General features: G+C 61.7%; 26 protein-coding genes and 1 other RNA gene. 16 read left to right on the top strand and 11 right to left on the bottom strand.

The window, feature by feature from the left end; genetic code table 11:
- The first annotated feature begins 187 nt into the window (after positions 1–187).
- The 10 genes from ccoN to hemN all read left to right on the top strand — a co-directional run bounded on the left by ccoN (position 188) and on the right by hemN (position 10,631).
- Positions 188–1,630: a cytochrome-c oxidase, cbb3-type subunit I gene (gene ccoN, locus KSS96_RS21085; RefSeq protein WP_065878162.1), complete on the top strand. Its 1,443-nt coding sequence runs from the start codon at positions 188–190 to the stop codon at positions 1,628–1,630.
- Complete coding sequence (ccoO, locus tag KSS96_RS21090) at positions 1,630–2,238, top strand: cytochrome-c oxidase, cbb3-type subunit II (protein ID WP_003193167.1); 609 nt, start codon at positions 1,630–1,632, stop codon at positions 2,236–2,238. Before ccoN ends, ccoO begins: the two co-directional genes overlap by 1 nt.
- Before the next feature lie 6 nt (positions 2,239–2,244).
- Positions 2,245–2,430: a CcoQ/FixQ family Cbb3-type cytochrome c oxidase assembly chaperone gene (locus KSS96_RS21095; RefSeq protein ID WP_003175465.1), complete on the top strand. Its 186-nt coding sequence runs from the start codon at positions 2,245–2,247 to the stop codon at positions 2,428–2,430.
- Positions 2,427–3,404 carry a cytochrome-c oxidase, cbb3-type subunit III gene (gene ccoP / locus KSS96_RS21100; protein WP_065878163.1) on the top strand — a complete coding sequence of 326 codons (978 nt, stop codon included), beginning with the start codon at positions 2,427–2,429 and terminating at the stop codon, positions 3,402–3,404. Before KSS96_RS21095 ends, ccoP begins: the two co-directional genes overlap by 4 nt.
- A gap of 290 nt (positions 3,405–3,694) precedes the next feature.
- A complete protein-coding gene (gene ccoG / locus KSS96_RS21105; protein ID WP_135196186.1) occupies positions 3,695–5,110 on the top strand; it encodes a cytochrome c oxidase accessory protein CcoG in 1,416 nt (471 codons plus the stop codon).
- Positions 5,111–5,125: 15 nt separating this feature from the next.
- The gene (locus tag KSS96_RS21110) at positions 5,126–5,665 is read left to right on the top strand and encodes a FixH family protein (protein ID WP_017527503.1); all 540 of its coding nucleotides are present in this window, start codon (positions 5,126–5,128) and stop codon (positions 5,663–5,665) included.
- Positions 5,666–5,778: 113 nt separating this feature from the next.
- Positions 5,779–8,229, top strand: coding sequence for a heavy metal translocating P-type ATPase (locus KSS96_RS21115; protein WP_065878165.1), 2,451 nt, complete (start codon positions 5,779–5,781; stop codon positions 8,227–8,229).
- A 22-nt stretch (positions 8,230–8,251) separates the two neighbouring features.
- A complete protein-coding gene (ccoS, locus tag KSS96_RS21120) occupies positions 8,252–8,470 on the top strand; it encodes a cbb3-type cytochrome oxidase assembly protein CcoS (RefSeq protein WP_017527501.1) in 219 nt (72 codons plus the stop codon).
- The gene (locus KSS96_RS21125) at positions 8,463–9,146 is read left to right on the top strand and encodes a sulfite exporter TauE/SafE family protein (protein ID WP_065878166.1); all 684 of its coding nucleotides are present in this window, start codon (positions 8,463–8,465) and stop codon (positions 9,144–9,146) included. The genes ccoS and KSS96_RS21125 overlap by 8 nt, the downstream gene beginning before the upstream one ends.
- Before the next feature lie 102 nt (positions 9,147–9,248).
- Positions 9,249–10,631, top strand: a complete 1,383-nt coding sequence (gene hemN, locus KSS96_RS21130) for an oxygen-independent coproporphyrinogen III oxidase (RefSeq protein ID WP_017527499.1) — start codon at positions 9,249–9,251, stop codon at positions 10,629–10,631.
- A gap of 6 nt (positions 10,632–10,637) precedes the next feature.
- Here the strand turns inward: hemN and KSS96_RS21135 are convergent, their stop codons facing one another.
- On the bottom strand, positions 10,638–11,102 hold the full coding sequence (locus KSS96_RS21135; protein WP_026067235.1) for a hypothetical protein: 465 nt from the start codon (positions 11,100–11,102) through the stop codon (positions 10,638–10,640).
- Between the two features lie 154 nt (positions 11,103–11,256).
- On the opposite strand from KSS96_RS21135, the gene fnr reads away from it, so the two are divergent.
- Both fnr and KSS96_RS21145 read left to right on the top strand, forming a co-directional pair.
- Positions 11,257–11,991: a fumarate/nitrate reduction transcriptional regulator Fnr gene (gene fnr / locus KSS96_RS21140; protein WP_017527497.1), complete on the top strand. Its 735-nt coding sequence runs from the start codon at positions 11,257–11,259 to the stop codon at positions 11,989–11,991.
- Between the two features lie 79 nt (positions 11,992–12,070).
- Complete coding sequence (locus tag KSS96_RS21145) at positions 12,071–12,619, top strand: adenine phosphoribosyltransferase (RefSeq protein ID WP_017527496.1); 549 nt, start codon at positions 12,071–12,073, stop codon at positions 12,617–12,619.
- Between the two features lie 171 nt (positions 12,620–12,790).
- On the opposite strand, the gene recR is transcribed toward KSS96_RS21145, so the two are convergent.
- The 4 genes from recR to dnaX form a co-directional block, all read right to left on the bottom strand.
- Positions 12,791–13,393, bottom strand: coding sequence for a recombination mediator RecR (gene recR, locus KSS96_RS21150; RefSeq protein ID WP_017527495.1), 603 nt, complete (start codon positions 13,391–13,393; stop codon positions 12,791–12,793).
- Between the two features lie 66 nt (positions 13,394–13,459).
- Positions 13,460–14,494 carry an NADPH-dependent curcumin/dihydrocurcumin reductase gene (gene curA, locus KSS96_RS21155; RefSeq protein ID WP_116079346.1) on the bottom strand — a complete coding sequence of 345 codons (1,035 nt, stop codon included), beginning with the start codon at positions 14,492–14,494 and terminating at the stop codon, positions 13,460–13,462.
- A 153-nt stretch (positions 14,495–14,647) separates the two neighbouring features.
- Positions 14,648–14,986, bottom strand: coding sequence for a YbaB/EbfC family nucleoid-associated protein (locus tag KSS96_RS21160; RefSeq protein ID WP_017527493.1), 339 nt, complete (start codon positions 14,984–14,986; stop codon positions 14,648–14,650).
- A 43-nt stretch (positions 14,987–15,029) separates the two neighbouring features.
- Positions 15,030–17,084, bottom strand: a complete 2,055-nt coding sequence (gene dnaX / locus KSS96_RS21165; protein ID WP_217855301.1) for a DNA polymerase III subunit gamma/tau — start codon at positions 17,082–17,084, stop codon at positions 15,030–15,032.
- 132 nt (positions 17,085–17,216) lie between these two features.
- On the opposite strand from dnaX, the gene KSS96_RS21170 reads away from it, so the two are divergent.
- Both KSS96_RS21170 and KSS96_RS21175 read left to right on the top strand, forming a co-directional pair.
- Entirely contained in the window at positions 17,217–17,978 is a 762-nt protein-coding gene (locus KSS96_RS21170) for a substrate-binding periplasmic protein (RefSeq protein ID WP_217855303.1), read from the top strand.
- Positions 17,979–18,033: 55 nt separating this feature from the next.
- Positions 18,034–18,405 (top strand): VOC family protein, encoded by a 372-nt coding sequence (locus tag KSS96_RS21175; protein WP_017527490.1) that lies wholly within the window; start codon positions 18,034–18,036, stop codon positions 18,403–18,405.
- Here the strand turns inward: KSS96_RS21175 and KSS96_RS21180 are convergent.
- Positions 18,319–19,278: a DMT family transporter gene (locus KSS96_RS21180; protein ID WP_116079342.1), complete on the bottom strand. Its 960-nt coding sequence runs from the start codon at positions 19,276–19,278 to the stop codon at positions 18,319–18,321. The genes KSS96_RS21175 and KSS96_RS21180 overlap by 87 nt on opposite strands.
- 102 nt (positions 19,279–19,380) lie before the next feature.
- Between KSS96_RS21180 and KSS96_RS21185 the strand changes: the two genes are divergently transcribed.
- Positions 19,381–20,244 carry a LysR family transcriptional regulator gene (locus KSS96_RS21185; RefSeq protein WP_017527488.1) on the top strand — a complete coding sequence of 288 codons (864 nt, stop codon included), beginning with the start codon at positions 19,381–19,383 and terminating at the stop codon, positions 20,242–20,244.
- Positions 20,245–20,305: 61 nt separating this feature from the next.
- Positions 20,306–21,211: a DUF2167 domain-containing protein gene (locus KSS96_RS21190; RefSeq protein ID WP_065878180.1), complete on the top strand. Its 906-nt coding sequence runs from the start codon at positions 20,306–20,308 to the stop codon at positions 21,209–21,211.
- Positions 21,212–21,268: 57 nt separating this feature from the next.
- Here KSS96_RS21190 and KSS96_RS21195 read toward each other — a convergent pair whose 3' ends face one another.
- The 5 genes from KSS96_RS21195 to KSS96_RS21215 form a co-directional block, all read right to left on the bottom strand.
- Complete coding sequence (locus tag KSS96_RS21195; RefSeq protein ID WP_065878182.1) at positions 21,269–21,865, bottom strand: hypothetical protein; 597 nt, start codon at positions 21,863–21,865, stop codon at positions 21,269–21,271.
- Position 21,866: 1 nt separating this feature from the next.
- A complete protein-coding gene (locus tag KSS96_RS21200; protein WP_017527485.1) occupies positions 21,867–22,913 on the bottom strand; it encodes an N-acetylmuramidase family protein in 1,047 nt (348 codons plus the stop codon).
- Positions 22,914–23,069: 156 nt separating this feature from the next.
- Positions 23,070–24,011 (bottom strand): N-acetylmuramidase family protein, encoded by a 942-nt coding sequence (locus tag KSS96_RS21205; RefSeq protein WP_065878184.1) that lies wholly within the window; start codon positions 24,009–24,011, stop codon positions 23,070–23,072.
- A 208-nt stretch (positions 24,012–24,219) separates the two neighbouring features.
- Positions 24,220–24,316: signal recognition particle sRNA small type (gene ffs, locus KSS96_RS21210), an RNA gene on the bottom strand.
- A 115-nt stretch (positions 24,317–24,431) separates the two neighbouring features.
- Complete coding sequence (locus KSS96_RS21215; RefSeq protein WP_065878185.1) at positions 24,432–25,595, bottom strand: zinc-binding metallopeptidase family protein; 1,164 nt, start codon at positions 25,593–25,595, stop codon at positions 24,432–24,434.
- Between the last annotated feature and the right edge of the window lie 49 nt (positions 25,596–25,644).

Genomic DNA, 25,644 nt, shown 5'->3' on the forward strand with positions numbered 1-25,644 from the left:
CAATTTTCCTGTCCACTTGATCAGCTTTCCATTTCGGATTTGTCCTTACGCCAAACATGGAAAGGGCGCAGAATCTGGCGTGGAACGCATTGATCCAGGTCAGCCGTTGCGTTGCAATGGCCCCTCGCTTTCTCCATACTTGCGGCCGATTTTACCTATAAAAAAACCTAAACCGTGGAACCTTAGAATGAGCACAGCAATCAGTCCGACTGCTTATAACTATAAGGTAGTCCGCCAGTTCGCCATCATGACGGTGGTCTGGGGGATCCTTGGCATGGGGCTCGGGGTGTTCATCGCCTCGCAACTGGTTTGGCCGGAATTGAATTTCGACCTGCCTTGGACGACCTTCGGCCGTCTACGCCCACTGCACACCAACCTGGTGATTTTCGCTTTCGGCGGATGCGCGCTGTTTGCCACCTCTTACTATGTCGTGCAGCGCACCTGCCAGACGCGGCTGATCTCCGACGGCCTCGCCGCCTTTACCTTCTGGGGTTGGCAAGCGGTCATCATCGGCGCCATCGTCAGCCTGCCGCTGGGCTACACCACCACCAAGGAATACGCCGAGCTGGAATGGCCGATCGCCATTTTGCTGGCGATTGTCTGGGTGACCTACGGTGCGGTGTTCTTCGGCACCATCGTCAAGCGCAAGACCAAACATATCTACGTGGGCAACTGGTTCTACGGTGCCTTCATCGTGGTCACGGCGATGCTGCACATCGTCAACCACGCGTCGTTGCCGGTCAGCCTGTTCAAGTCCTACTCGGCCTACGCCGGCGCGACGGACGCGATGATCCAGTGGTGGTACGGCCACAACGCCGTAGGTTTTTTCCTCACCACCGGTTTCCTGGGGATGATGTACTACTTCGTGCCTAAACAGGCCGAACGTCCCATTTACTCGTATCGCCTGTCCATCGTGCACTTCTGGGCACTGATCACCCTGTACATCTGGGCCGGTCCGCACCATTTGCACTACACCGCCCTGCCGGACTGGGCGCAGTCCCTGGGCATGGCGATGTCGATCATCCTGCTGGCCCCGAGCTGGGGCGGCATGATCAACGGCATGATGACCCTCTCGGGCGCCTGGCATAAATTGCGCACCGACCCGATCCTGCGCTTTCTCGTGGTGTCCCTGGCGTTCTACGGCATGTCGACCTTCGAAGGGCCGATGATGGCGATCAAGACCGTCAACTCGCTGTCCCACTACACCGACTGGACCATCGGCCACGTACACGCCGGTGCCCTCGGTTGGGTGGCAATGATCTCCATCGGCGCGCTGTACCACATGATTCCCAAGCTGTTCGGCCGCGCGCAGATGCACAGCGTCGGGCTGATCAACACGCACTTCTGGCTGGCGACCATCGGTACCGTGCTCTACATCGCCTCGATGTGGGTCAACGGCATCACCCAAGGCCTGATGTGGCGTGCGATCAACGATGACGGCACCCTCACCTACTCCTTCGTCGAAGCGCTGCAAGCCAGCCACCCTGGCTACATTGTCCGTGCCCTGGGCGGTGCGTTCTTTGCCGCCGGCATGCTGTTCATGGCCTACAACGTCTGGCGCACCGTGCGTGCCTCGGACCCTGCACAAGCCGAAGCCGCCGCCAAGATCGCCGTTGTGGGAGCCCACTGATGAAGCATGAAGTAGTCGAGAAGAATATCGGCCTGCTGGCCTTCTTCATGGTCATCGCCGTGAGCATCGGCGGCCTGACCCAGATCGTTCCGCTGTTTTTCCAGGATGTCACCAACAAGCCGGTCGAAGGCATGAAGCCACGCACCGCCCTTGAACTGGAAGGCCGCGACGTCTACATCGCCAACGGTTGTGTCGGCTGCCACTCGCAGATGATCCGGCCGTTCCGTGCCGAAACCGAACGCTATGGCCACTATTCGGTGGCCGGTGAAAGCGTATGGGACCACCCGTTCCTGTGGGGTTCCAAGCGTACCGGCCCGGACCTGGCCCGTGTGGGCGGGCGTTACTCCGATGACTGGCAGCGTGCGCACTTGTACAACCCGCGCAACGTTGTGCCCGAGTCGAAAATGCCGGCGTACCCGTTCCTCGTGGAAAACAAGCTCGACGGCAAGGACACCGCGAAGAAGATGGAAGTCTTGCGCACCCTGGGCGTGCCCTACACCGACGAAGATATCGCCGGTGCAGCCGCAGCCGTGAAGGGCAAGACCGAAATGGACGCACTGGTGGCCTACCTGCAGGGCCTGGGCACCATCATCAAAAGCAAACGGTGATTCTTCATGGATATCGGGATGATTCGTGGCCTGGGCACCGTTGTCGTGATGGTGGCTTTTATCGGTCTGGCGTTGTGGGTGTTCAGCCCCAAGCGCAAGTCGGAGTTTGAAGACGCGACCTTGCTGCCCTTTGCGGATGACCCCGAAGCCATCAAGCACGTCGAGCAAGCTTCTAGGAGTAACAAAGAATGACTACGTTCTGGAGTCTGTACGTCACAGTCCTCAGCCTGGGCACCATCTTCGCCCTGACCTGGCTGCTGCTGTCGACCCGCAAGGGCCAGCGCGCCGAACAAACCGACGAAACCGTCGGCCACTCGTTCGACGGCATCGAGGAGTACGACAACCCACTGCCCAAGTGGTGGTTCATGCTGTTCGTTGGCACCATCGTGTTTGCCCTCGGTTACCTGGTGCTCTACCCCGGCCTGGGCAACTGGAAAGGCCTGCTGCCGGGCTACAACTACCTCGACACTGAAAAACAAACGCCCTTCGCCAATGGCCAGACCGGCTGGACCGGCGTCCACGAGTGGGAAAAGGAAATGGCCAGGTCGGACGCCAAGTTCGGGCCGATCTTCGCCAAATTCGCGTCGATGCCCATTGAAGAGGTGGCCAAGGACCCGCAAGCCTTGAAGATGGGCGGCCGCCTTTTCGCCTCCAACTGCTCGGTGTGCCACGGTTCCGACGCCAAGGGTGCCTACGGTTTCCCCAACCTGACCGACGCCGATTGGCGCTGGGGTGGCGAGGCGAACACCATCAAGGAAACCATCATGAAAGGCCGCCACGCGGTGATGCCGGGCTGGGCCGCAGTCATCGGCGAGCAAGGCGTGGCCGACGTAGCGGGCTTTGTGGTGACCAAGCTCGACGGTCGCACCTTGCCGGAAGGCGCCAAGGCTGACGTGGCCAACGGCGAAAAACTCTTCGCCGCCAACTGCGTGGCCTGTCACGGCCCGGCCGGTAAAGGCACCCCCGCCATGGGCGCGCCCGACCTGACCCACCCCGGTGCGTTCATCTACGGCTCAAGCTTCGCCCAACTGCAACAGACCATCCGTTATGGCCGCCAGGGCCAGATGCCGGCGCAGGAGCAACTGCAAGGCAACGACAAAGTGCATTTGTTGGCGGCGTATGTGTACAGCTTGTCCCATGGGGACAAGAAGGCTGAGGGCCAGTAAGGCTGACCATTACTTAAGAAATACAGAAAGACAAATGTGGGAGGGAGCAAGCCCCCTCTCACATTGGATCCTTGGTGTTTTGAAGGCTTGCCCCGCCAAAACCGTCCATACTTCCCAAGTCAATTGATCCAGATCACGTACACCATCAATTGATTTCCCCCAACGCGACCAAAGGTCGCACCCTTGGCGTACCATCGGGGGCGTATCATTAAGCCACTGCAAGACCCTTAATTTGACCGCGGCCGGCACGTACTGACCGAGGCAAATCTCCACCGCCGTGGGATGCAATGATGAGAGACCAGATACCGGTACATGACGTTACCCCGCCTGCCAAAACCGACACTAAAACGGTCGATCTCTACGCCGCGCGCGAGAAGATCTACACCCGCGCGTTCACCGGCCTGTTCCGCAACCTGCGCATGCTCGGCGGTGCCGGGCTGTTCCTGCTCTACTTCGGCACGGTGTGGCTGAACTGGGGTGGCCACCAGGCCGTATGGTGGAACCTGCCGGAGCGTAAGTTCTTCATTTTCGGCGCGACCTTCTGGCCTCAGGACTTCATTCTGCTGTCGGGCATCCTGATCGTGGCGGCGTTTGGCCTGTTCTTTATCACGGTGTACGCCGGCCGCGTGTGGTGCGGCTATACCTGCCCGCAAAGCGTGTGGACATGGATCTTCATGTGGTGCGAAAAAGTCACCGAAGGCGACCGCAACCAGCGCATCAAGCTGGACAAGGCGCCGATGGGCGCCAACAAGTTCCTGCGCAAATTCAGCAAGCACACCCTGTGGCTATTGATCGGTTTTGTCACCGGCATGACCTTTGTCGGCTACTTCTCGCCGATCCGCGAACTGGTGTTCGACTTCTTCACCGGCCAGGCCGACGGCTGGTCGTATTTCTGGGTGGGTTTCTTCACCCTCGCCACCTACGGCAACGCCGGCTGGCTGCGCGAACAGGTGTGCATCTACATGTGCCCATACGCCCGTTTCCAGAGCGTGATGTTCGACAAAGACACCCTGATCGTGTCCTACGACCCGCGCCGTGGCGAACTGCGCGGCCCGCGTAAAAAAGGTAGCGACTACCAGGCCCAGGGCCTGGGCGACTGCATCGATTGCACGATGTGCGTACAGGTGTGCCCCACCGGGATCGACATCCGCGACGGCCTGCAGATCGAGTGCATCGGTTGCGCCGCGTGCATCGACGCCTGCGACAACATCATGGACAAGATGGACTACCCGCGCGGCCTGATCAGCTACACCACCGAACACAACCTGTCGGGGCAAAAGACCCACAAATTGCGCCCACGCCTGATCGGTTACGCCCTGGTGCTGCTGGCGATGATGAGCCTGTTGGCCGCCGCGTTTTTCATGCGTTCACTGGTGGGTTTCGACGTGAGCAAAGACCGCGTGCTGTACCGCGAAAACGCCGAAGGCCGTATCGAAAACGTCTACAGCCTGAAGATCATGAACAAAGACCAGCGCGACCACACCTACGTGCTCGACGCCGCCGGCCTGCCGGACCTCAAGCTGCAAGGCCGACGCGAAATCAAAGTGGCCGCCGGGGATATCGTGAGCATGCCGGTGGAGCTGTCGAGCGCGCCGGAACAACTGCCGTCGAGTACCAACGAGGTGACCTTCATCCTCAAGGATGCCGATGACACCAGCGTCCGTATTGAAGCCAAGAGCCGGTTCATCGGCCCACAAGTTCGTTAAACAGGGAACACGAGAATGCCCGCAACCACTGCCGCAAGCCCTTGGTACAAGCACCTCTGGCCCTGGATCATCATTGGAATCCTCGCCTGCTCGGTGACCTTGACCTTGTCCATGGTAACCATCGCGGTGAACAACCCGGACAACCTGGTCAACGACAATTACTACGAGGCTGGCAAGGGCATCAACCGTTCCCTGGACCGCGAACGCCTGGGCCAGACCCTGCAATTGCGCGCCAAGCTGCATCTGGATGAACTGACCGGTGAAGTCGAGCTGAACCTCACCGGCTACAGCAACCCGACCACCCTGGAACTCAATCTGATTTCCCCGACCCAGCCGGAGAAGGATCGCAAGATCAACCTGGCCCGCAGCGACAGCGAACCCGGCCGCTACATCGGCCAGGTCACCGACAAGGTCGAAGGCCGCCGCTTCGTGGAACTGCTGGGGGTGGAAGGCGACAAGACCTGGCGCCTGTTCGAAGAAGAAGAGGTCAGCCACGACAAGGACTTGCTGCTGGGCGACGAGCCGCTGCAAGGGGCCGAAGACCTCAAGAAGTAAAAGCCCGCGCTTCGCGCATCCGGGGCAAGCCCCCTCCACAGTTGGAATGCGTTCCCCTGTGAGAGGGGGCTTGCCCCCGATGAGGCCCTCCCAGCCAACCAAGATCCAAACCAATGACCAGCCCAACTCCCTGCTACCACTGCGCCCTGCCCGTTCCGCCGGGCAGCCGGTTCACCGCCGATATCCTCGGCGAGCGCCGTGAGCTCTGCTGCCCGGGCTGCCAGGCAGTCGCCGAAGCCATCGTCGCCGGCGGCCTGGAAAGCTATTACCAGCACCGCAGCGAAGCCTCGGCCAACCCCGAAACGCTGCCGGTGCAACTGGTGGACGAACTGGCGCTGTACGACCGCGCCGACGTGCAAAAACCGTTCGTGCGCCACCAGGGCGAACTGGCTGAAACCACCCTGCTGATGGAAGGCATCAGCTGCGCCGCCTGTGGCTGGTTGATCGAAAAACACCTGCGCAGCCTGCCCGCCGTGGCCGAGGCGCGGCTGAACCTGTCCAACCATCGCCTGCAAGTGCGTTGGGCCGACGGGCAACTGCCACTGAGCCAGGTGCTCAGTGAACTGCGCCATATCGGCTACGCCGCTCACCCGTATCAAGCCGACCGCGCCGCCGAGCAACTGGCCGGCGAAAACCGCCTGGCCCTGCGTCAACTCGGAGTGGCCGGGCTGCTCTGGTTCCAGGCGATGATGGCGACCATGGCCACCTGGCCCGAATTCAATATCGACCTGAGCCCGGAACTGCACGTCATCTTGCGTTGGGTTGCGATGTTTCTGACCACGCCCATCGTGTTCTACAGCTGCGCGCCGTTCTTCAAGGGCGCCATGCGCGACTTGCGCACGCGCCACCTGACCATGGACGTGTCGGTCTCCCTGGCCATTGGCGGGGCTTATCTGGCGGGAATCTGGACCGCGATCACCGGTGTCGGCGAACTCTACTTCGATGCGGTGGGCATGTTTGCGCTGTTCCTGCTGGCGGGGCGCTACCTGGAACGGCGTGCCCGCGAGCGCACGGCGGCGGCCACTGCGCAGTTGGTCAACCTGTTGCCCGCCTCGTGCCTGCGCGTGCAGGCCGATGGCCAGAGCGAGCGCATCCTGTTGAGCGAACTGGCCCTGGGCGACCGTGTACTGGTGCATCCGGGCGCGGTGCTGCCGGCGGATGGTGTAATCCTCGACGGCCAGTCCAGCATCGATGAATCGCTGCTCACTGGCGAGTACCTGCCGCAACCGCGTCAGGTCGGTGATGCGGTCACGGCCGGCACCCTGAATGTCGAGGGCCCGTTGACCGTCCAAGTGCGCGCCCTGGGCCATGAGACGCGTTTGTCCGCCATTGTGCGCCTGCTGGAACGGGCCCAGGCCGAGAAGCCGCGCCTGGCGCAAATCGCCGACCGCGCCGCGCAGTGGTTCTTGCTGTGTTCGCTGATCGCCGCCGCGCTGATCGGCCTGCTGTGGTGGGAACTGGATGCATCGCGAGCATTCTGGATCGTACTGGCCATGCTGGTCGCGACTTGCCCGTGCGCCTTGTCCCTGGCCACGCCGACGGCCCTCACCGCCGCCACCGGGACCCTGCATAAACTCGGGCTGCTGCTGACTCGCGGTCATGTGCTGGAAGGCCTGAACCAGATCGACACGGTGATTTTCGACAAGACCGGCACCCTCACCGAGGGCCGCTTGGCACTGCGGGCGATTCGGCCGTTGGGCGAACTGAGCAGCGACCGCTGCCTGAGCCTTGCGGCCGCCCTGGAAAACCGCTCGGAACACCCGATTGCCCGGGCCTTTGGCCGCGCGCCGCTGGCCGCCGATGAGGTACTCAGCTCCCCGGGCCTGGGCCTGGAGGGTTGTGTGGGCGGGCGCTTATTGCGCATCGGCCAGCCGGGTTTTGTGTGTGAACTCAGTGGTTGCCCGGCCCCTGCTTCACCGGACGACGCCGGGCAATGGCTGCTGCTGGGCGACCGCGACGGTGCCCTCGCCTGGTTCGTGCTGGACGACCGCCTGCGCAGCGACGCCCCCGCCCTGCTCGCCGCGTGCAAGGCGCGCGGTTGGCGCACGCTGCTGCTGTCGGGGGACAGCTCGCCGATGGTCGCCAGCGTCGCCCTTGAGCTGGGTATCGACGAGGCCCACGGTGGCCTGCGCCCCGATGACAAGTTGCAGGTGCTGCAACAACTGCACAAGGAAGGCCGCAAGGTGCTGATGCTCGGCGACGGCGTCAATGACGTACCGGTACTCGCCGCCGCCGATATCAGCGTGGCCATGGGCTCGGCCACCGACCTGGCCAAGACCAGCGCCGATGCGGTGCTGCTGTCCAACCGCCTGGACGCCCTGGTACAGGCCTTCAGCCTGGCCCGACGCACCCGACGGGTGATTATTGAAAACCTGCTGTGGGCGGGTCTATACAATGGCCTGATGCTGCCGTTTGCCGCCCTCGGCTGGATCACCCCCATCTGGGCGGCGGTCGGCATGTCCATCAGTTCGTTGACCGTGGTGCTCAACGCCCTGCGCCTGACTCGCCTGCCGAGCGCGCCAGCAGGCGGCGCCCCCTCAATCACCCGCCCGCTGCCGGCGTGAGCCGCGCGGGCATGGAGTGCAGATGCCAGCTTTATACGTGATGATTCCAGCGGCGCTGCTGATCGTGGCGATCGCCATTTACATCTTTTTCTGGGCCGTGGACAGCGGCCAGTACGACGACCTCGACGGCCCGGCCCACAGCGTGCTGTTCGATGACCAGGACCCTAACCACCTGGCCGCCGTCGACGAAGCCAATAGCGCCGAACAACCGCCCAAGCCCCAAGACCCGCCCCATGCTTGAATTGGCCCCCTTGCTGGTCTCCGCGCTGATCCTGGGCTTGCTGGGCGGCGGCCATTGCCTGGGCATGTGCGGCGGGCTGATGGGCGCGCTGACCCTGGCCATTCCCAAGGAGCAACGACGCCGCAGGTTTCGCCTGCTGCTGGCGTACAACCTGGGGCGCATCTTCAGTTATGCCACCGCCGGGCTGTTGATCGGCCTGGCCGGCTGGGCCGTGGCCAATAGCCCGGCGGCGATGCTCATGCGGGTGCTCGCGGGTGCACTGCTGATCTGCATGGGCCTGTACCTGGCCGGCTGGTGGAGCGGGCTGACCCGCATCGAAAGCCTCGGGCGCGGCCTGTGGCGGCATATCCAACCGGTTGCCAACCGTTTGCTGCCGGTGTCCAGCCTGCCGCGCGCCTTGCTGTTGGGCGCGCTGTGGGGCTGGTTGCCGTGCGGGTTGGTCTACAGCACGCTGCTGTGGGCCGCTAGCCAGGGCAATGCGCTGGACAGTGCGCTGCTGATGCTGGCGTTCGGCCTGGGCACCTGGCCAGTGTTGCTGGCGACAGGGCTCGCGGCCGAACGCGTGACCGCACTCTTGCGTAAACGCAGTGTGCGTATGGCCGGTGGCTTGCTGGTGATGGTGTTTGGCATATGGACCTTGCCGGGGCCGCATCAGCACTGGCTAATGGGCCACTAAAGGGCCATGTGGCATAGCGCCGCTCCCTGTTGATGCAAATCAAGGTGCCTGCCCCGCACAGCCCCTAGACTCGGCCCACTAGCCTATCCGGGGGACGCCCGCATGCTCGACGCCATTCGTTGGGATACCGATCTGATTCATCGCTACGACCTGGCAGGACCGCGCTACACGTCCTACCCCACCGCCGTACAATTCGACAGCCAGGTCGGCACCTTCGACCTGCTCCATGCCCTGCGCGAAAGCCGCAAGGCCGTGCGACCATTGTCGCTGTATGTGCATGTGCCGTTCTGCGCGAACATCTGCTACTACTGCGCCTGCAACAAGGTGATCACCAAGGACCGTGGTCGCGCCCACGCCTACCTGCAACGCCTTGAGCAGGAGATTCAACTGGTGGCCTGCCACCTCGACCCGAAACAGCCGGTTGAACAGCTGCATTTCGGCGGCGGCACCCCCACCTTTCTCAGCCACGACGAATTGCGCCAGGTCATGGCCTGCCTGCGCCAGCACTTCAATTTGCTTGAGGATGATTCCGGCGACTACGGCATCGAGATCGACCCGCGCGAAGCCGACTGGGCCACCATGGGCCTGTTGCGCGAGCTGGGTTTCAACCGTATCAGCGTGGGCCTGCAAGACCTCGACCCCGAGGTACAACGGGCGGTCAATCGCCTGCAAAGCCTGGAGGAAACCCGCGCGGTGATCGACGCGGCGCGCACCCTGCAATTTCGCTCGATCAACATCGACTTGATCTACGGCCTGCCCAAGCAAACGCCGATCAACTTCGCGCGCACCGTGGAAGAAGTGATCAAGCTGCAACCGGACCGCCTGTCGGTGTTCAACTACGCGCATCTGCCGGAGCGTTTCATGCCCCAGCGGCGCATCAACACCGACGACCTGCCGTCGCCCGCCGAAAAACTGCTGATGCTGCACACCACCATCGAGCAACTGACCCTGGCCGGCTATCGTTACATCGGCATGGACCATTTCGCCCTGCCCGATGACGAATTGGCCATCGCCCAGGAAGAAGGCACCCTGCAACGCAACTTCCAGGGCTATACCACTCACGGTCACTGCGACCTGATCGGGCTCGGCGTGTCGGCAATCAGCCAGATCGGCGACCTGTACTGCCAGAACAGCAGCGACCTCAACGGCTACCAGAACACCTTGGCCGGCGCGCAACTGGCCACCAGCCGTGGCTTGGTCTGCACCACGGACGATCGGTTGCGGCGGGAGGTGATTCAGCAGTTGATCTGTAATTTCAGCCTGGCATTCGAACGCATCGAACAGGCCTTCAACATTGATTTTCGCGGGTACTTCGACGAGATCTGGCCGCAACTGGAGACCATGGCCACCGACGGCCTGATCGAGCTCGACGCCCAGGGCATTCGCGTATTGCCTGCCGGGCGCTTGCTGGTGCGGTCGGTGTGCATGGTGTTCGATACGTACCTGGAACACCAGAACCGGCAGCGGTTTTCGCGGGTGATCTAAGCGCGGCTATTTCATCGCCAGGCCGGAGGCCTTGATCGCATCGCCGGCGCTCATATCCTTCATCGCCTTGGCCAAGGATGCCTGAGCACTGGTCAAGCCGGCCTGCAAGCCGCTCAAGGCCGATTGCAGGCCGGCGAGCCTGGCCCTGGCCTGTTCAGGGCTGAGGTTCTTGTCGGCCATCACGGCCGCCATTTCGGCTTGTTTCTCGGCGATCTGCTTTTTGATGTCGCGAATCATCTTCAGCAGTTGCTTGACGTTGTCTGCCAGGCCACTGTCATCAATATCGTTGTTGGAGGTTTTCTGCGCCGCCGCAGCTTTCATTGCGGCACCGGAAATCGTTACCGAAACGCCAGGCTTGGCTACTTCCGCCACACCCGTCACGTCATCCTTCTCTTTCACAGCGTCGTCTTTAGTGGCCTGAGCCGCTGGGATGCTGACGCTGGCTGCGAGATTAGTATTGAAAGAAAGCATCAATTTAGCCCGTGAATGAAGAGTCGATAGCAGACTATCGGCCGTTTTTTGCGGATCTTTATACCGACCGCGTTTTTTTGTACAGGCTGGCCTCACCCCCTCACTGTGCGTTACCCTTACGTCTTATGTGTGTTTTCCCACAAGGATTTAAGAAATGTCCGAGCCAGCCAAACTGCGCGCTCACGGCCAGGCCCACTGCAAGGATTGCAGCCTGGCCCCGCTCTGCTTGCCACTTTCATTGAATCTGGAAGACATGGACGCGCTGGACGACATCGTAAAACGTGGTCGCCCGCTGAAAAAAGGCGAGTTTCTGTTTCGCCAGGGCGACAAATTCGATTCCGTCTATGCAGTACGTTCGGGCGCCTTGAAAACCTTCAGCCTCAGCGACAGCGGCGAAGAACAGATCACCGGTTTTCACCTGCCCAGCGAGCTGGTCGGGCTGTCGGGCATGGACACCGAGATTCACCCGGTGTCGGCCCAGGCGCTGGAGACCACATCGGTATGCGAAATTCCCTTCGAACGCCTCGACGAACTGGCCCTGCAACTGCCACAACTGCGCCGCCAGTTGATGCGCGTGATGAGCCGCGAAATTCGTGACGACCAGCAAATGATGTTGTTGCTGTCGAAGAAAACCGCCGATGAGCGCATTGCCACCTTCCTGGTCAATCTATCGGCGCGCTTCCGTGCCCGTGGCTTCTCGGCCAACCAGTTCCGCCTGAGCATGTCGCGCAACGAAATCGGCAACTACCTGGGCCTCGCGGTGGAAACCGTGTCCCGCGTATTTACCCGTTTCCAGCAGAACGAACTACTGGCCGCCGAAGGCAAGGAAGTGCACATCCTCGATCCGATCCAGCTGTGCGCGCTGGCCGGCGGCTCTCTGGAAGGCTGAGCCAGACATCTGCGGCCGCGCCAAGCAGCGAGGCCGCAGGTATACTCCGAGTCCGTTTTCCTCCCAGGACTCTTCGACGATGACCTTCGATTCGTTCGACATCAAATCCCTGATCCGCCCTGTCATCGACTTCCCCAAGCCTGGGGTGATCTTCCGTGACATCACGCCGTTGTTCCAATCACCCAAGGCCCTGCGCCTGGTGGCCGACACCTTTGCCCACCGTTATGTCGAAGCCGATTTCAGCCATATCGGCGCCATGGATGCGCGTGGTTTCCTGATCGGGTCGATCATCGCCTACCAACTGAACAAGCCGCTGATTCTGTTCCGCAAGCAGGGCAAGCTGCCGGCCGATGTGCTGGCCGAGGGTTACCAGACCGAGTACGGCGAAGCCTTCCTGGAAGTGCACGCCGACAGCCTGTGCGAAGGTGACTCGGTGCTGATCTTCGATGACCTGATCGCCACCGGCGGAACCTTGATCGCAGCGGCGAACCTGGTGCGGCGCATGGGCGCCAAGGTCTTTGAAGCGGCGGCGATTATTGACCTGCCGGAACTGGGCGGCTCGCAGCGCTTGGAAGATATGGGGATTCCGACTTTTTGCCTGACGCAGTTTGCGTTGACTGAACGTTAACGAGTGGCCGGGCTGAGGACATCGCGGACAACATATATCTCACTAACACTGCAAAACCATTGTGGGAGGGGGCTTGCTCCCGATGGCGGTGTATCAGTTAACACATTCATTGACTGACCCACTGCTATCGGGAGCAAGCCCCCTCCCACATTTTTAGCCCTGCAGTGTCCGCTAGAGCGCGATCGGCTTGCGACCGGCGAACGAGTGCGCCAGGGTGCCGCCGTCCACCAACTCCAACTCTCCGCCCAACGGCACGCCATGGGCGATGCGCGACGTGATCAGGCCTTTGTTGCTCAGCAGTTGGGCGATGTAATGCGCAGTGGCTTCACCTTCCACGGTCGGGTTGGTGGCCAGGATCACTTCGGTAAAGGTGCCCTGCTCTTCGATCCGCGCCACCAGTTGCGGAATGCCGATAGCCTCCGGGCCCAGGCCGTCCAGGGGTGACAGATGGCCCTTGAGCACAAAGTAGCGCCCGCGATAACCGGTCTGCTCCACCGCGTACACGTCCATCGGCCCTTCCACCACGCACAACAGCGTGTCGTCGCGGCGCGGGTCGGCGCATTGCGGGCAGAGTTCTTCTTCGGTGAGGGTGCGGCACTGGCGGCAGTGGCCCACACCTTCCATGGCCTGGCTCAGGGCCTGGGCCAACCGGGAACCGCCGCTGCGATCGCGCTCCAGTAGTTGCAGCGCCATGCGCTGGGCGGTTTTCTGGCCGACGCCGGGCAACGTGCGCAGGGCGTCGATCAGTTGGCGAATCAGGGGGCTGAAGCTCATGGGGCAATGGTCCGACAAAACAACGAGACGCGGTTTATACCCGCGCCCCGGATTAGCGTCAAATCCTCAATCCTGGGCGACGCGCACCACCAACTTGCCGAAGTTGCGCCCCTCGAGCAAACCGATAAAGGCTTCGGGCGCGCGCTCCAGGCCCTCGACCACGTCTTCGCGGAACTTGATCTTAGCGTCGCGTACCCAAGGCGCCATGGCGCTGAGGAACTCGGGCTGACGGTCGCCGTAGTCGTCGAATACGATAAAGCCCTGGATCCGCACACGCTTGGTCAACAGGGTACGTTGCAAGGCCGGCAAGCGATCAGGCCCGCTGGGCGCCTCATGGGCGTTGTAGCCGGCGATGAGCCCGCACAGGGGAATGCGAGCCTTGGAGTTGAGCAAGGGCACTATGGCGTCGAATACTTTGCCACCGACGTTCTCGAAGTAGATGTCCACACCGTTGAAGCAGGCTTGGGCCAACTCATCGGCAAACTCCGCGCTCTTGTGGTCGATACAGGCATCAAAGCCAAGCTCATCCACCACATAACGGCACTTGTCGGCGCCGCCCGCGACGCCGACCACACGCAAGCCCTTGAGCTTGGCCACCTGGCCCACCACCGAGCCCACCGCGCCGGATGCCGCGGCGACCACCAGGGTTTCGCCGGCCTTGGGTTGACCGATGTCCATCAGGCCCATGTAGGCAGTCATGCCAGGCATGCCCAGCACACCCAGGGCCATTGACGGACTGGGCAGGCCTTTGGGCACCGGCATCAGGTTGCGGCCGTCGGAAATACTGTGGCTCTGCCAGCCGGTGGCGCCGACCACCAGGTCGCCCACCTCGAATTCAGGATGACGCGACTGTTCGATACGGCTGACAGCGCCCCCGGTCATTACCTCGTCGATTTCCACCGGTGCGGCGTAGGACGGGGCATCGCTCATACGCCCACGCATGTAGGGATCGAGGGACAGGTACAGCGTTTTGAGCAGTACCTGGCCGTCCGCCAACTCCGGCAGGCTCACGCGCTCCAGGCGGAAGTTTTCCGGGGTGGGCGCGCCGTGAGGGCGCGAGACCAGGACGATGCGCTGGTTGAGTGTCGGTTCTTGAGGCATGAAGGGGCTCCTTTATCGAATTCATCGGTACAGGGTGCAGACCATCATCAGGTGGTTGGGGTTCAGATCGTTCCCACCTGCTGGAGCGATCACCGGCAGACAAAAAAATGCCAGGCACGAGGCCTGGCATTGGAGCTTAGCGCAGACTGCCGATCAGAACGGCAGCTTCATGCCCGGTGGCAGCTGCATGCCAGCGGTCACACCGGACATTTTGTCCTGGCTGTTGGCTTCGATCTTGCGCACGGCGTCGTTGACGGCGGCGGCGAACAAGTCTTCCAGCACTTCACGGTCGTCATCGCTGACGCCTTCGAGCAGGCTTGGGTCGATGCTCACGCGCTTGATGTCGTGACGACCGGTCATCACCACGCTGACCATATCGCCACCGGCTTTACCGGTGACTTCGGCGTTGGCCAGTTCTTCCTGCATCTTGGCCATTTTTTCCTGCATCTGCTGCGCCTGCTTCATCAGGCCGGCCATGCCACCTTTCATCATGGGAATCACCTCAAACGTTCGTGGATCAGTTAATAGCCCGGTGTTATGACGCCTGGGGCACCGGGGCTTCGACAGGTTCAATAGTATCGTGGCGGACGACCGCACCGAAGTGTTGCATCATTTGTTGGATGAGCGGATCGCCGTGGATCGACTCTTCAGCCTCGCGCTGGCGGTTGAGGCGCCGGCGTGTGGCGGCCTGGGCGGGGGTTTCCTGCTCGGGCTTGATCAACTCGATGGCGATGGTCAGCGTGCGCCCATGGTACTGGTTGAGCGCGTCATTGAGCCGGCGTTGCTGGGTCGCGTTGAACAGGGCGCTATGGGCCGGGTCCAGGTGCAGCAACCAGTGGTCGCCCTCGATGGAGATCAGCGTGCAGTTGGCGGCGATGCTACCGGTCATGCCGGAGATCGGCAGTTTCGGGAACAGTTCCAGCCATTGCAACGCCAGGCCGGTGGCCGGGGCCGCAGCGGGTTCAGGCTCGGGCTCGGGCGCAGGCTCGGCGGCGTGTTCGCTGGCCAGGTCGTCTAGGTAGCTGTAGGCCGAATCCATGTCCGGCTCGATGTAGTCTTCGTCCAGCGGCGGCTCGTCGTCATCGAGGTCGATGCCCGGCGTGGCGCTATCGACCTGGGCCACGGTCGGCTCGGGCACCGGCGCCGACACCCACTCCGGCGCGGCCGGCACTGCGCTGTCCGGGGTCGGCGCAGGCATTGGCGTCAGCTCGGGCTGCTCGCCGGTGGTTTCCAGCACGGGCTCCACGGCGGGTTGCAGCTCGACTTCGGGTTCGGGCTCGGGTTCTACCGGGTCGTTCCACGGCAGGTCGACGACAGGCGCGGGCTCGGCTTCGATAACCGGCGCAGGCTCGGCCACCGGCGCCGCCGCGACAGGCGCAGGCGCCGGGGCAGGCGCAGCAACCACTGGCGCGACGACCGCCGCGCCAGCCACTGGTTTGGCGGAATCAACTGTGGCCTGGCTGATCCCCACTGGCTTTAGCGGCTGCCTCGGTACGTCTGCCGAGTCCGCAGGCCGGAAGGCCAGCATCCGCAGCAGCACCATCTCGAAGCCACCCCGCGGGTCCGGCGCCAGCGGCAGGTCGCGGCGACCGATCAGCCCCATCTGGTAGTAGAACTGCACATCTTCGGCCGGCAGCGCCTGGGCCAGGGCCAATACGCGGTCGCGGTCGCCATGACCGTTGTCGACCCCTTCCGGCAGGGCCTGGGCGATGGCAACGCGGTGCAGCACATTAAGGATTTCCGACAGCACGCCGTTCCAATCCGGGCCCTGTTCCGACAAGTGGCGCACCGCTTCAAGCAACGCCTTGGCGTCACCTTCGATCAGCGCGTGCAGCACGTCGAACACCTGGCCGTGGTCGAGGGTGCCGAGCATCGCGCGCACATCGGCGGCCATGACCTTGCCTTCACCAAAGGCGATGGCTTGGTCGGTGAGGCTCATGGCATCCCGCATCGAGCCATCGGCGGCGCGGCCGAGCAGCCACAGTGCGTCGTCTTCGAACGGCACGTTCTCGACGCCCAGCACGTGGGTCAAATGCTCGACCACGCGCTCGGGGGTCATGTTTTTCAGAGAGAACTGCAGGCACCGCGACAGAATCGTTGCAGGAAGCTTCTGCGGGTCGGTGGTGGCCAGGATGAATTTGACGTAGGGCGGCGGCTCTTCCAGGGTTTTCAACAAGGCGTTGAAGGAATGGCTGGACAGCATGTGCACTTCGTCGATCAGGTAGACCTTGAAGCGGCCGCGGCTCGGCGCGTACTGCACGTTGTCGAGCAGTTCGCGGGTGTCTTCGACCTTGGTGCGGCTCGCAGCGTCGATCTCGATCAGGTCGACGAAACGCCCTTCGTCGATTTCCCGGCACACCGAACAGGTGCCGCAGGGCGTCGAGGTGATGCCGGTTTCACAGTTCAGGCACTTGGCGATGATGCGCGCAATAGTGGTCTTGCCCACCCCACGGGTGCCGGTGAACAGGTAGGCATGGTGCAGCCGTTGGCTGTCCAAGGCATTGATCAGAGCCTTGAGCACATGGGTCTGGCCGACCATTTCGCGGAACGAGCGCGGGCGCCATTTACGTGCAAGAACCTGATAACTCATCGAAAACCGTCGCAACTGGGAAGCGGAAGCCCGTAATGCTAGCGGAGCAAGGGGGAAATTGCATCCGGCACGCTCGTCTAATCTGACTAAGCTCTGCGCAGTGGCCTGCAAAGGCCTGAACCCGGAGAGAATATGCGCGTAGTCCTGGGCGCTTTATGGATGATCACCACGGCGAGCCTTGCGGCGCCTGCACCGCTGCGCTTTTCGGTGTCCGACAGTTGGGCGATGCCCATGGTGCAACTGGATAATGGCCGGCCAACCCAGGGTATTTTGTATGACTTGATGTCGAGCCTGGCCACCCACGTTGGCCATCCGGCGCACTTCCAGGTACTGGCACGCGCACGGATCGCCGCGTCCATGGCCCATGGTGAAATTGACGTGCGCTGTTACGTCACGCCGTCATGGGTCGATAACCTGTCGGGCGATTACATCTGGAGCGTGCCGCTGATGGTGCAGCGCAACGTACTGGTAAGTACCCGCAGCCAGCCGGTACAGATACTCAAGCTGGCGCCACAGTCGATCGGCACGGTGCTCAATTATCGCTATGCCATCCTCGATCCGCTGTTTGCCAACGGCCAGCTCAGCCGGGACGATGCACGCAGCGAAGAACAGGTGCTGCACAAACTGGTGGCCGGGCGTTACACCTACGCGGCGAGCAACGAATGGAGCGTCGACCGCTTCAACCAAAAAATGCCGATCGGCCAACGGCTGCACAAGGTGGCCGTGATTAATGAGCAAGACCTCGGCTGCGTCGTGCGCAATGACCCCACCGTACCGGTGCAAAAAATTCTGCGCGCGCTGCTGCACATGAAGATGTCCGGCGAAATCGACGACATCATCAAGCTGTACACCGGCGAGGATCCGGTGCCGCTGCACACTCCTGACAGGAACTGACAGGGCTGCCTTATAGACTCGGCGCCACTCAACGTTCGTACCCCAAGGAGCCTGCATGAACACCCTCGCCCATTACTTCCTGCTGTATGTCGACAGCCCGGCCACCAGCGCCAATTTCTACAGCCGCCTGCTGGGCAAGCCGCCCGTGGAGCTCAATCCGACCTTTGCCCTGTTCATCCTCGACAACGGCGTGAAGCTGGGCCTGTGGTCGCGCCACACCGTGCAGCCGGCCGCCACGGCCACCGGCGGGGGCGGCGAAGTGGGCTTTGCCCTGGCTGACACTGCCGCCGTCAGGGCGCTGCACGATCAATGGGTAGAGCGCGGCGCGCCGATCCTGCAGTCACCGACCGCCGTGGACTTCGGCTACACCTTCGTCGCCCAAGACCCCGACGGTCACCGCTTGCGCGCGTTCAGCCTGAACGACTGAGCGCCAACGCCCCTCCAGACTGATGGCCGCCACACTCGCCAACACAATCACGCCGCCGAGCACCACCTGCAGGGTGATCCGTTCACCCAGCAGCGTCGCGGCCATCACCATCGCCACCGGCGGGATCAGATACATCGCCACCGACGCACGGCTGACCTCGACATGCTTGAGCACATAGCCCCAGGCAAGGTAGGCCAAGGCGCTGGGGAAAATACCCAGCACCAGCACCGCCAGGTTCTGCTGCAACGGCGCCCGCATCACGGCGGTTGGCAGGCCCGGCAGGTTGACGCAGAGCATCAGGGTGCCCGACCACACCATGTAGCACGCCATGGTCAACGGGCTGTAGCGGTGGGCATAGTGTTTCTGGATGGCGAAATACACGCTCCATGACAGCGCCGCCAGCAGGATCAGTAACCCGCGCGGGTCGAGATCGCCCACGCCCAGGTCGCCCCAGATCACCACCAGCACCCCCAGCAAGCCCAGCAGCACACAGCCCCAACGCCAGGCGCTGACGCGTTCCTTCAGGCAGCAAAACGCAATGAGCACGCTGAACAGCGGCACCGACTGCGCCAATACGCTGGACGCCGCCGCCGTCACCCATTGCTGCCCGGCATTGAGGCTCATGTGGTGCAGGAACACGCCGAAAAAACCCAACACCAGCAACCAGGGCACATCCCGCAGGCGCGGCCGGCCGATGCCCACCACCAGCGCCACACCGCCCATGAACACCGAGGCAATCAGAAACCGCAGCAACGCCAGTTGGCCCGGGCTGTAGCTGTGCAGGCCCATGTGCACGCCAGTCGGCGAAAAAGCCCAACAGAGGATCACGCCGGCAATGACTAGCGTAAGCTTCACGGGTGACGGGGTTTTCATCGATGGCGTCCAGAAACTGCGAAGGGATTGCGTCAGTCTTGGCCCGTGCGCCTCGTAGGACAATTAAGTGTTTCTGACTTCTGAAATCAGCGGAACTGAGCAATGGAACTGGCCCAACTGAAAATGGTGCGAGCCGTGGCGCAAACCGGCAGCGTGGCCCAGGCCGCACAGCAATTGCACTGCGTGCCCTCCAACATCACCACACGCATCAAGCAGCTGGAAAGCGAGTTGGGCACGCCGCTGTTTATCCGCTCCGGACGCGGGCTGGCCATCAGTGCCGCCGGTGAAATTTTCCTGGAATACTGCGAGCGCATCCTCGCGCTGGTGGACGAATCCAAGCGCGCGGTGGACGCCACCGCGATTCCCCGTGGCACCTTGCGCATCGGCGCGGTGGAGTCCAGCGCGAGCGGCCGCCTGCCGCCGCTGCTGGCCGAATATCACCGACGCTACCCCGACGTCAGCCTGGAGCTGGTGACCGGCTCCTGGGCCCAGTTGCTCGACGACCTGCAGCACCATCGCCTGGATGTCGCCCTGGTGGCTGCCAGCAACCCGCGCGCCAAGCTCGAACACAGCGTGGTCTACAGCGAACGCCTGGTGCTGATCGCCAGCGCCTGCAGCGCGCCGATCCACAGTGCCGAGGACCTCGCCGGGCGCACCCTGCTGGTGTGGCCGCCGGGCTGCCCTTACCGGGCGGCGCTGGAAAACTGGCTCAAACCCCACGCCTTCAAGCCGACCGTCGCCAGCTATGCCAGTTGGGGCACGATCATTGGTTGTGTGAGTGCCGGTATTGGCGTGGCCCTGGCGCCGGAGGGCATCCTGGCGCGCTATGAGCAGGCCGATCAGTTGGCGTCGTACCGGTTTGACGAATTGCAGGCCGTGGACAACCTGCTGTTCTGGCACAAGGACACCCAACGCCACCTGGCACGGGATGCGTTTGCCGGCCTGCTGCGCGAGACCTTCAGCTAACCTGTAACAGGTTATTTCGGTTATCCTTCCGCGAAATTAATTCAAAATGTAAGGGACTACCATGAATTACTTCCGCCTATTGCTGGCGGCGGCCGTGCTGAGCCTGCCTGTCGCCCCCGCTTTTGCCGCTTCCACACCCGCTGCCCCGGTTGAAGCCAGTGCGCCCGCCGAGACCGCCGAGCATTTTCTCGCGTCGCTCAAACAACAAACCGGCACGGTCACCCTGCCCAGTGGCATTGCCACCCTCAAGCTCAACGACGAATTCTATTACCTCAACCCCGCCGACACCGAGCGCCTGCTCACCGATGGCTGGGGCAACCCGCCGGGCTTCAAGACCCTGGGCATGATCGTGCCCAAAGCGGTCAGCCCGTTGTCCGAGCGTGGCTGGGGCGTGATCGTGAGCTATAAGGCCGACGGGCATATTTCCGACGAGGATGCTGCAAAAATCGACTACACCGACCTGCTCAAGCAGATGCAAGAAGAAGACGAAGCCGACAACAAAGAACGCCAGAAACAAGGCTACGCCGGCCTGCACCTGCTGGGCTGGGCCGAACCGCCGCACTACGACGAAACCTCGCACAAGATGTATTGGGCGCGGGAACTGAAAGCCGACGACGCCGAGCAGAACACACTCAACTACAGCATCCGCGTGCTGGGTCGTGAAGGCGTGCTGGAACTCAACGCCGTCGCGGCCATGGCCGACCTGTCGACCATCAAGCAAGAACTGCCCAAGGTCCTGGCCTTTACCAACTTCACCGACGGCAACCTCTACACCGACTTCAACCCCAAAACCGACAAGCTGGCCACGTACGGCCTGGCCGCGCTGGTGGCCGGCGGGATTGCCGCCAAGGCCGGGCTGTTCGCCAAGATCGGCATATTCCTGCTGGCGGCAAAGAAGTTTCTGGTGATTGGCGTAGTGGCGTTACTCGCCGGGGTACGCAAGCTGTTCGGCCGTAACAAGTCCTGAGCCCAGGCATGAAAACGCCGCTGCGTGCCTGGCACACAGCGGCGCGGGGGAAGTCACTCAGTTCTGGACAGTGGGCGCGGCGAGGCGGCTGTATTGATCCTGGCTGATCCAGCCGGTGAACGAACGATCATCGGCGTTGGTGAACTCCACCTCAGCCCAGCCGTCCTTGAGTGCCAGCAGGCCCACTACATCACCCTTGACGATGTAGGGACGCTTGGCGGGCTTGGCGCTGGGAGTTTTCAGCAGGTACGCCTTGTCGGCCGACACGGTGACCAGGCCGATCCATTTTTTGTCGGCGGTCTGGGTCAGGTCCAGGCCGGTGGCGATCTCCGGCATCAGCACATTCAGACAACCGGGATGCTGGCGCCCTTCTTCCACGGTCAAGGTCACGCCATCCGCTGAAGGCGCCACGCTGCCGGGGTAGGTTGTGTCGAGCCAGGTGGTCAGCGCGCCAGGCTTGCCTTGCAGGTAGAACGTGCAACCGCGGCTGACGCCCTCGCCCATTGATTCCGAATAGAAGCCTTCGACCTGATGGTCCGGCGTCACCGCCAACATCAGCCCTTCGTATTTGCCTGAATGCAACGCGGCCGAACCGGCCAAGGCGGGTGCCACGGCGCACAACGACAACACACCTACCGCTAGTAAACGGATCATCCTATTTTTTCCCTTCCAGTTTTTCGTAGGCTTTTTTCATCAGGACGTCGTAGTTACCGTAGTCCTCGCCGTTATAGTTGCGCGCCATGCCGGTAAAGTCCTTGGCCTTCATGGCTTTCATCAACGCCGGGCTCTTGCTGCAAAAACCGAGAAATGCCTTGAGTTGGTTGCCGGCATTCACTTTCAACGCCGCCGAAAATTCAAATACCGTCTTGTAACCGCACGATGCAAAGTTGAAGCCCATGATCTGGAACATGCCCCACGAGGCCGACATCAGTGCGGCTTCCTGGTCCAGGGCAAACGCAGTGGCCATGGTTTCCCAGGCTTTGATCTGGTCCTTGTTGTTTGTTTGCCACTGCGGTCCGGCTTTTTTCACGTAAGGGTAAGACAGCAGCGGGTGCGCCTGGTCGTAGATGTGCTTGGTGTACTTGCGAAACAAGTGACCTTCAAAGGCGATCACCGGCAACTTGGCCGGCCCGAACCCGGAGCGCCCGCCGGACTCCACGGTGGCGAAGGCCTTGATGATGTTCACCGGAATACCGCTGCCCAGTTGCGTGGCGGCGTTCTGGAAATCGGTTTCGCTGAGCGTCATGCCGCCGTCGCACGTGGCCTGGAGCATCAGCTGCCGGTTACGTCGCTCGGCCTCGATCATTGCGCGCATGCGGTCCAGGTACACATTGACCGTCGCCTGCACCGCATCGCCGTTGCCATTACCGAACGCGTTGAGAAAGCTCGGGATACGCATGGTTGGAAAGGCTTTGACCGGCACTTTCACCGCTTCTTCGATCAGGCTGTTAAACGTGCGACCGGTAGGGTCGATCACACCGTCAGGGTGCGCGTACTTGAGATGACGGAACTGATACTGGCTGATGCATTGCACCAACTGGCTATCACACTTGCCGTTTTCGGCCAGCGGAAAACCCATCTTGGGAATGATCAAATTGAACAGATACTGGATGCACTGAACATCGGCGGGCAAGTTGCGGGCTTTACCCGGCGCGCCGACCGAAGCACTGATAAGACGGGGTAACCCTTGCAGGCTTTTCATCACATACATCCTTGTTAGTTAAAGAAGTGATAGCACTTCAATATCAATTCGGCGCCATTGTCATACTCTGATACAAGTGGCCGGCGGAAACTAACAAGATGGTTTTGAGTTGTCCAGTGATCGCCTCAGACGTTGTGAAACACCCATCATGCTCGGCTATTTTTTCTTTTCCAGCGCGTCATAGGCTTTTTGGATACGCCGGTCATAGTCGCCATAGTCTGCTCCGTTGTAATACCGAGCCATGCCGGCAAAATCCTTATTCTTCATGGCCTTGATCAACGCAGGGCTTTTGCGACAAAACCCGACGAACGCGATCAATTGCTGGCCGGCATTGAGTTTCATCGCCGTGACAAAATCGACCACCGACTTATAACCACACGCGGCGTAATTGAAGCCCATGATCTGAAACATGCCATAAGACACCGACATCAGCGCTGCGTCCGCGTCCAGGTTATACGCCGCGGCCAGCGTGGCCCAAGCCGTTACCTGAGTCTTGTTATTGGCACGCCATTGCGCACCGGCCTTTTCCACATAAGGGTACGAAAGAAAAGGATAGGCCTTGTCGAATCTATGCTGTGTGTACCTGCGGAAGATGTGCCCTTCATAGGCGATCACGGGCATTAATGTTGGCCCGAACCCGGAACGCCCACCGGACTCCACCGTGGCGAACGCCTTGAGGATATTCACCGAAATACCGTTGCCCAATACAGCGGCGGCGCTTTGAAAGTCCGCGTCTGTCAGCGCTACATGACCGTCGCACACAGGCGTGGTGACCAACGGTGATTTACCTGGCGCGGCGAGCGGCATGCCGCGACTTGCCTTGTGCGCATCTTCGACCAGGCGGTTGAACGTCCGGCCGGCCGGGTCAATCACCCCGTCGGGATGCGTGAACTGGAGGCGATTGGATTGATAGTCCTTGATGCGTTGAAGCAATAAAGGGCCGCACTTGCCGTCGACCACCAGCAGCGAAGCGGATGCGGGCGTGATCAAATTAAACAGACGTTGAACGGCTTGAACATCGGCAAGCACATTGCGCGCCTTGCCTGGGGTGCCGACTGAGGCACTGAGGGATTCGGGAACACCTTGAACACTCGTCATGGCACTTATCCTTATTGATTAAAGGAGTGCCATCACTTCTTCACTACTCCAGCACGGGGTCGCTTACACGATTCAAGCTAGCAGGTGGTTAAGGGTTTTCCAGCGATAGGTCGTCGCCACTGCATAAAAATCGGCAGATGGGCGTAAAAAAAAGTTTTTTGGTTTGAAACAGGCAGGGTTGCCACAAGGAAGAGCGTTATGGAGGCAACCCCACCAGCCACACCCCGGCACACAATGTTCCCGCTGTGGCTGCTGCCTTCCGGCTCTGACCAGGTTCACGGGTAATCGTTGCGGGGGGACCGATGGAGTCACCATAACGACGCCTGCCTCTCGGCAAGCGGGGCCATTGTACCGATCTGATCGGAAGTTACAACCGTTGGTTTTGGATTAAAAAATCAAGGGGTTCAAGTACTTGTCGCCCTACAGAATCACAGCCTCATCCGCCCTGCCACCCTCTTGCTGGATCACCAGGTGAATAAAGTGCAGCTTGGCGATCACCGCCGGGGGCAGCACGAAGGGGTAGAAATCCGGCTGGCCCATGCTGCGTGACAGCTCGTTGAGCATGGCGGCCAGTTCGATCCAGGCGTTGATGAACGACAGAAACGCCGGGCCGTCGGGGTGTTGAGGGTCGTAGAGGGTGGTGAGCGGAAACGGCTGATATTCCAGGTCCATCTCGCGGGCGCTCATGCCAAAGCCCAGGGCAGTGTCGACGGCGTCCATCATGTGCAGGTAATGGGCCCAGGTTTCGGCCCAGTCTTCCCAAGGGTGCATGGTGGCGTAAGCGCTGACGCAGGTGTGCTGCCAATCCGGGCGCGGGCCGTTCTGGTAATGCTGGTCGAGCGCGTCGGCATAACTGGCGCGCTCGTCACCGAACAACTGGCGAAACGGCTCCAGCCAGTGAGCAGTGGCGATCAACCGATCCCAGTAGTAATGGCCGACTTCATGGCGAAAATGGCCGAGCAACGTGCGATAAGGCTCGCGCATCTGCACGCGGATTTTCTCACGGTGGGCGTCGTCGGCCTCTTTGATGTCCAGGGTGATCAGGCCGTTCGCGTGGCCGGTCATGGGCGCGTTGCCTTCGAGGTCAATGCCGACGAAATCGAACGCCAGGCCAGTGTCTTCGTCAACGCGCTTGGGCACCACTTGCAGGCCAAGGCTGATCAGTTGCGCTACCAGGCGGCGCTTGGCGGTCTCGACTTTGAGCCAGCGCTCGTGGTTTTCCGGCATCGACAGATCGGGAATGGTGCGGTTGAGGCTGCAGGCGACACACAGCGTTGCGGTGCTATGAGCGGGGATCAGCCAGTTGCAGGCGGCCGGAGTGTCAAGGTTGGCGCAGCGGCGGAAGGCGCCTGCGTCGAGGTTGCCGTCTTGTAGCCAGGTGCCTTCGACAGGGCCGGGTTGCAGGGAAGACAAACGACTCTGCTGCGGCTGATAGCCCAACAGCGCCTGGCAGGCCAGGCACTGGCTGTTGCGAAAGAACAGCGATTGGCCGCAGCGGCACTGCCAGACCTTGCTGTCACGCGAGGTGTCGGCCATGAACGGTGCGGCGATGCGCGAACTGAGTTGCTCGAAGTAGCGGAACATGGCGATCTCTCCCTGGATGACTGAGACTAGATCATCTGGGGGTTGGGAT

Origin of the sequence: Pseudomonas asgharzadehiana, from assembly GCF_019139815.1 — a bacterium.
Lineage (GTDB): Bacteria > Pseudomonadota > Gammaproteobacteria > Pseudomonadales > Pseudomonadaceae > Aquipseudomonas > Aquipseudomonas asgharzadehiana.

Excerpts from the sequence above, each read along its gene's own strand:
- ccoO (WP_003193167.1), top strand. The coding sequence starts at position 1,630 with ATGAAGCATGAAGTAGTCGAGAAGAATATCGGCCTGCTGGCCTTCTTC.
- dnaX (WP_217855301.1), bottom strand. The coding sequence starts at position 17,084 with ATGAGTTATCAGGTTCTTGCACGTAAATGGCGCCCGCGCTCGTTCCGC.
- ccoS (WP_017527501.1), top strand. The coding sequence starts at position 8,252 with ATGCCAGCTTTATACGTGATGATTCCAGCGGCGCTGCTGATCGTGGCG.
- KSS96_RS21205 (WP_065878184.1), bottom strand. The coding sequence starts at position 24,011 with ATGACGAGTGTTCAAGGTGTTCCCGAATCCCTCAGTGCCTCAGTCGGC.
- ccoP (WP_065878163.1), top strand. The coding sequence starts at position 2,427 with ATGACTACGTTCTGGAGTCTGTACGTCACAGTCCTCAGCCTGGGCACC.
- KSS96_RS21095 (WP_003175465.1), top strand. The coding sequence starts at position 2,245 with ATGGATATCGGGATGATTCGTGGCCTGGGCACCGTTGTCGTGATGGTG.
- KSS96_RS21200 (WP_017527485.1), bottom strand. The coding sequence starts at position 22,913 with ATGAAAAGCCTGCAAGGGTTACCCCGTCTTATCAGTGCTTCGGTCGGC.
- recR (WP_017527495.1), bottom strand. The coding sequence starts at position 13,393 with ATGAGCTTCAGCCCCCTGATTCGCCAACTGATCGACGCCCTGCGCACG.
- KSS96_RS21135 (WP_026067235.1), bottom strand. The coding sequence starts at position 11,102 with ATGCTTTCTTTCAATACTAATCTCGCAGCCAGCGTCAGCATCCCAGCG.
- KSS96_RS21180 (WP_116079342.1), bottom strand. The coding sequence starts at position 19,278 with ATGAAAACCCCGTCACCCGTGAAGCTTACGCTAGTCATTGCCGGCGTG.
- KSS96_RS21175 (WP_017527490.1), top strand. The coding sequence starts at position 18,034 with ATGAACACCCTCGCCCATTACTTCCTGCTGTATGTCGACAGCCCGGCC.
- KSS96_RS21195 (WP_065878182.1), bottom strand. The coding sequence starts at position 21,865 with ATGATCCGTTTACTAGCGGTAGGTGTGTTGTCGTTGTGCGCCGTGGCA.
- fnr (WP_017527497.1), top strand. The coding sequence starts at position 11,257 with ATGTCCGAGCCAGCCAAACTGCGCGCTCACGGCCAGGCCCACTGCAAG.
- KSS96_RS21145 (WP_017527496.1), top strand. The coding sequence starts at position 12,071 with ATGACCTTCGATTCGTTCGACATCAAATCCCTGATCCGCCCTGTCATC.
- KSS96_RS21115 (WP_065878165.1), top strand. The coding sequence starts at position 5,779 with ATGACCAGCCCAACTCCCTGCTACCACTGCGCCCTGCCCGTTCCGCCG.
- hemN (WP_017527499.1), top strand. The coding sequence starts at position 9,249 with ATGCTCGACGCCATTCGTTGGGATACCGATCTGATTCATCGCTACGAC.
- KSS96_RS21170 (WP_217855303.1), top strand. The coding sequence starts at position 17,217 with ATGCGCGTAGTCCTGGGCGCTTTATGGATGATCACCACGGCGAGCCTT.
- ccoG (WP_135196186.1), top strand. The coding sequence starts at position 3,695 with ATGAGAGACCAGATACCGGTACATGACGTTACCCCGCCTGCCAAAACC.
- KSS96_RS21125 (WP_065878166.1), top strand. The coding sequence starts at position 8,463 with ATGCTTGAATTGGCCCCCTTGCTGGTCTCCGCGCTGATCCTGGGCTTG.
- ccoN (WP_065878162.1), top strand. The coding sequence starts at position 188 with ATGAGCACAGCAATCAGTCCGACTGCTTATAACTATAAGGTAGTCCGC.
- KSS96_RS21215 (WP_065878185.1), bottom strand. The coding sequence starts at position 25,595 with ATGTTCCGCTACTTCGAGCAACTCAGTTCGCGCATCGCCGCACCGTTC.
- KSS96_RS21110 (WP_017527503.1), top strand. The coding sequence starts at position 5,126 with ATGCCCGCAACCACTGCCGCAAGCCCTTGGTACAAGCACCTCTGGCCC.
- KSS96_RS21160 (WP_017527493.1), bottom strand. The coding sequence starts at position 14,986 with ATGATGAAAGGTGGCATGGCCGGCCTGATGAAGCAGGCGCAGCAGATG.
- curA (WP_116079346.1), bottom strand. The coding sequence starts at position 14,494 with ATGCCTCAAGAACCGACACTCAACCAGCGCATCGTCCTGGTCTCGCGC.
- KSS96_RS21185 (WP_017527488.1), top strand. The coding sequence starts at position 19,381 with ATGGAACTGGCCCAACTGAAAATGGTGCGAGCCGTGGCGCAAACCGGC.
- KSS96_RS21190 (WP_065878180.1), top strand. The coding sequence starts at position 20,306 with ATGAATTACTTCCGCCTATTGCTGGCGGCGGCCGTGCTGAGCCTGCCT.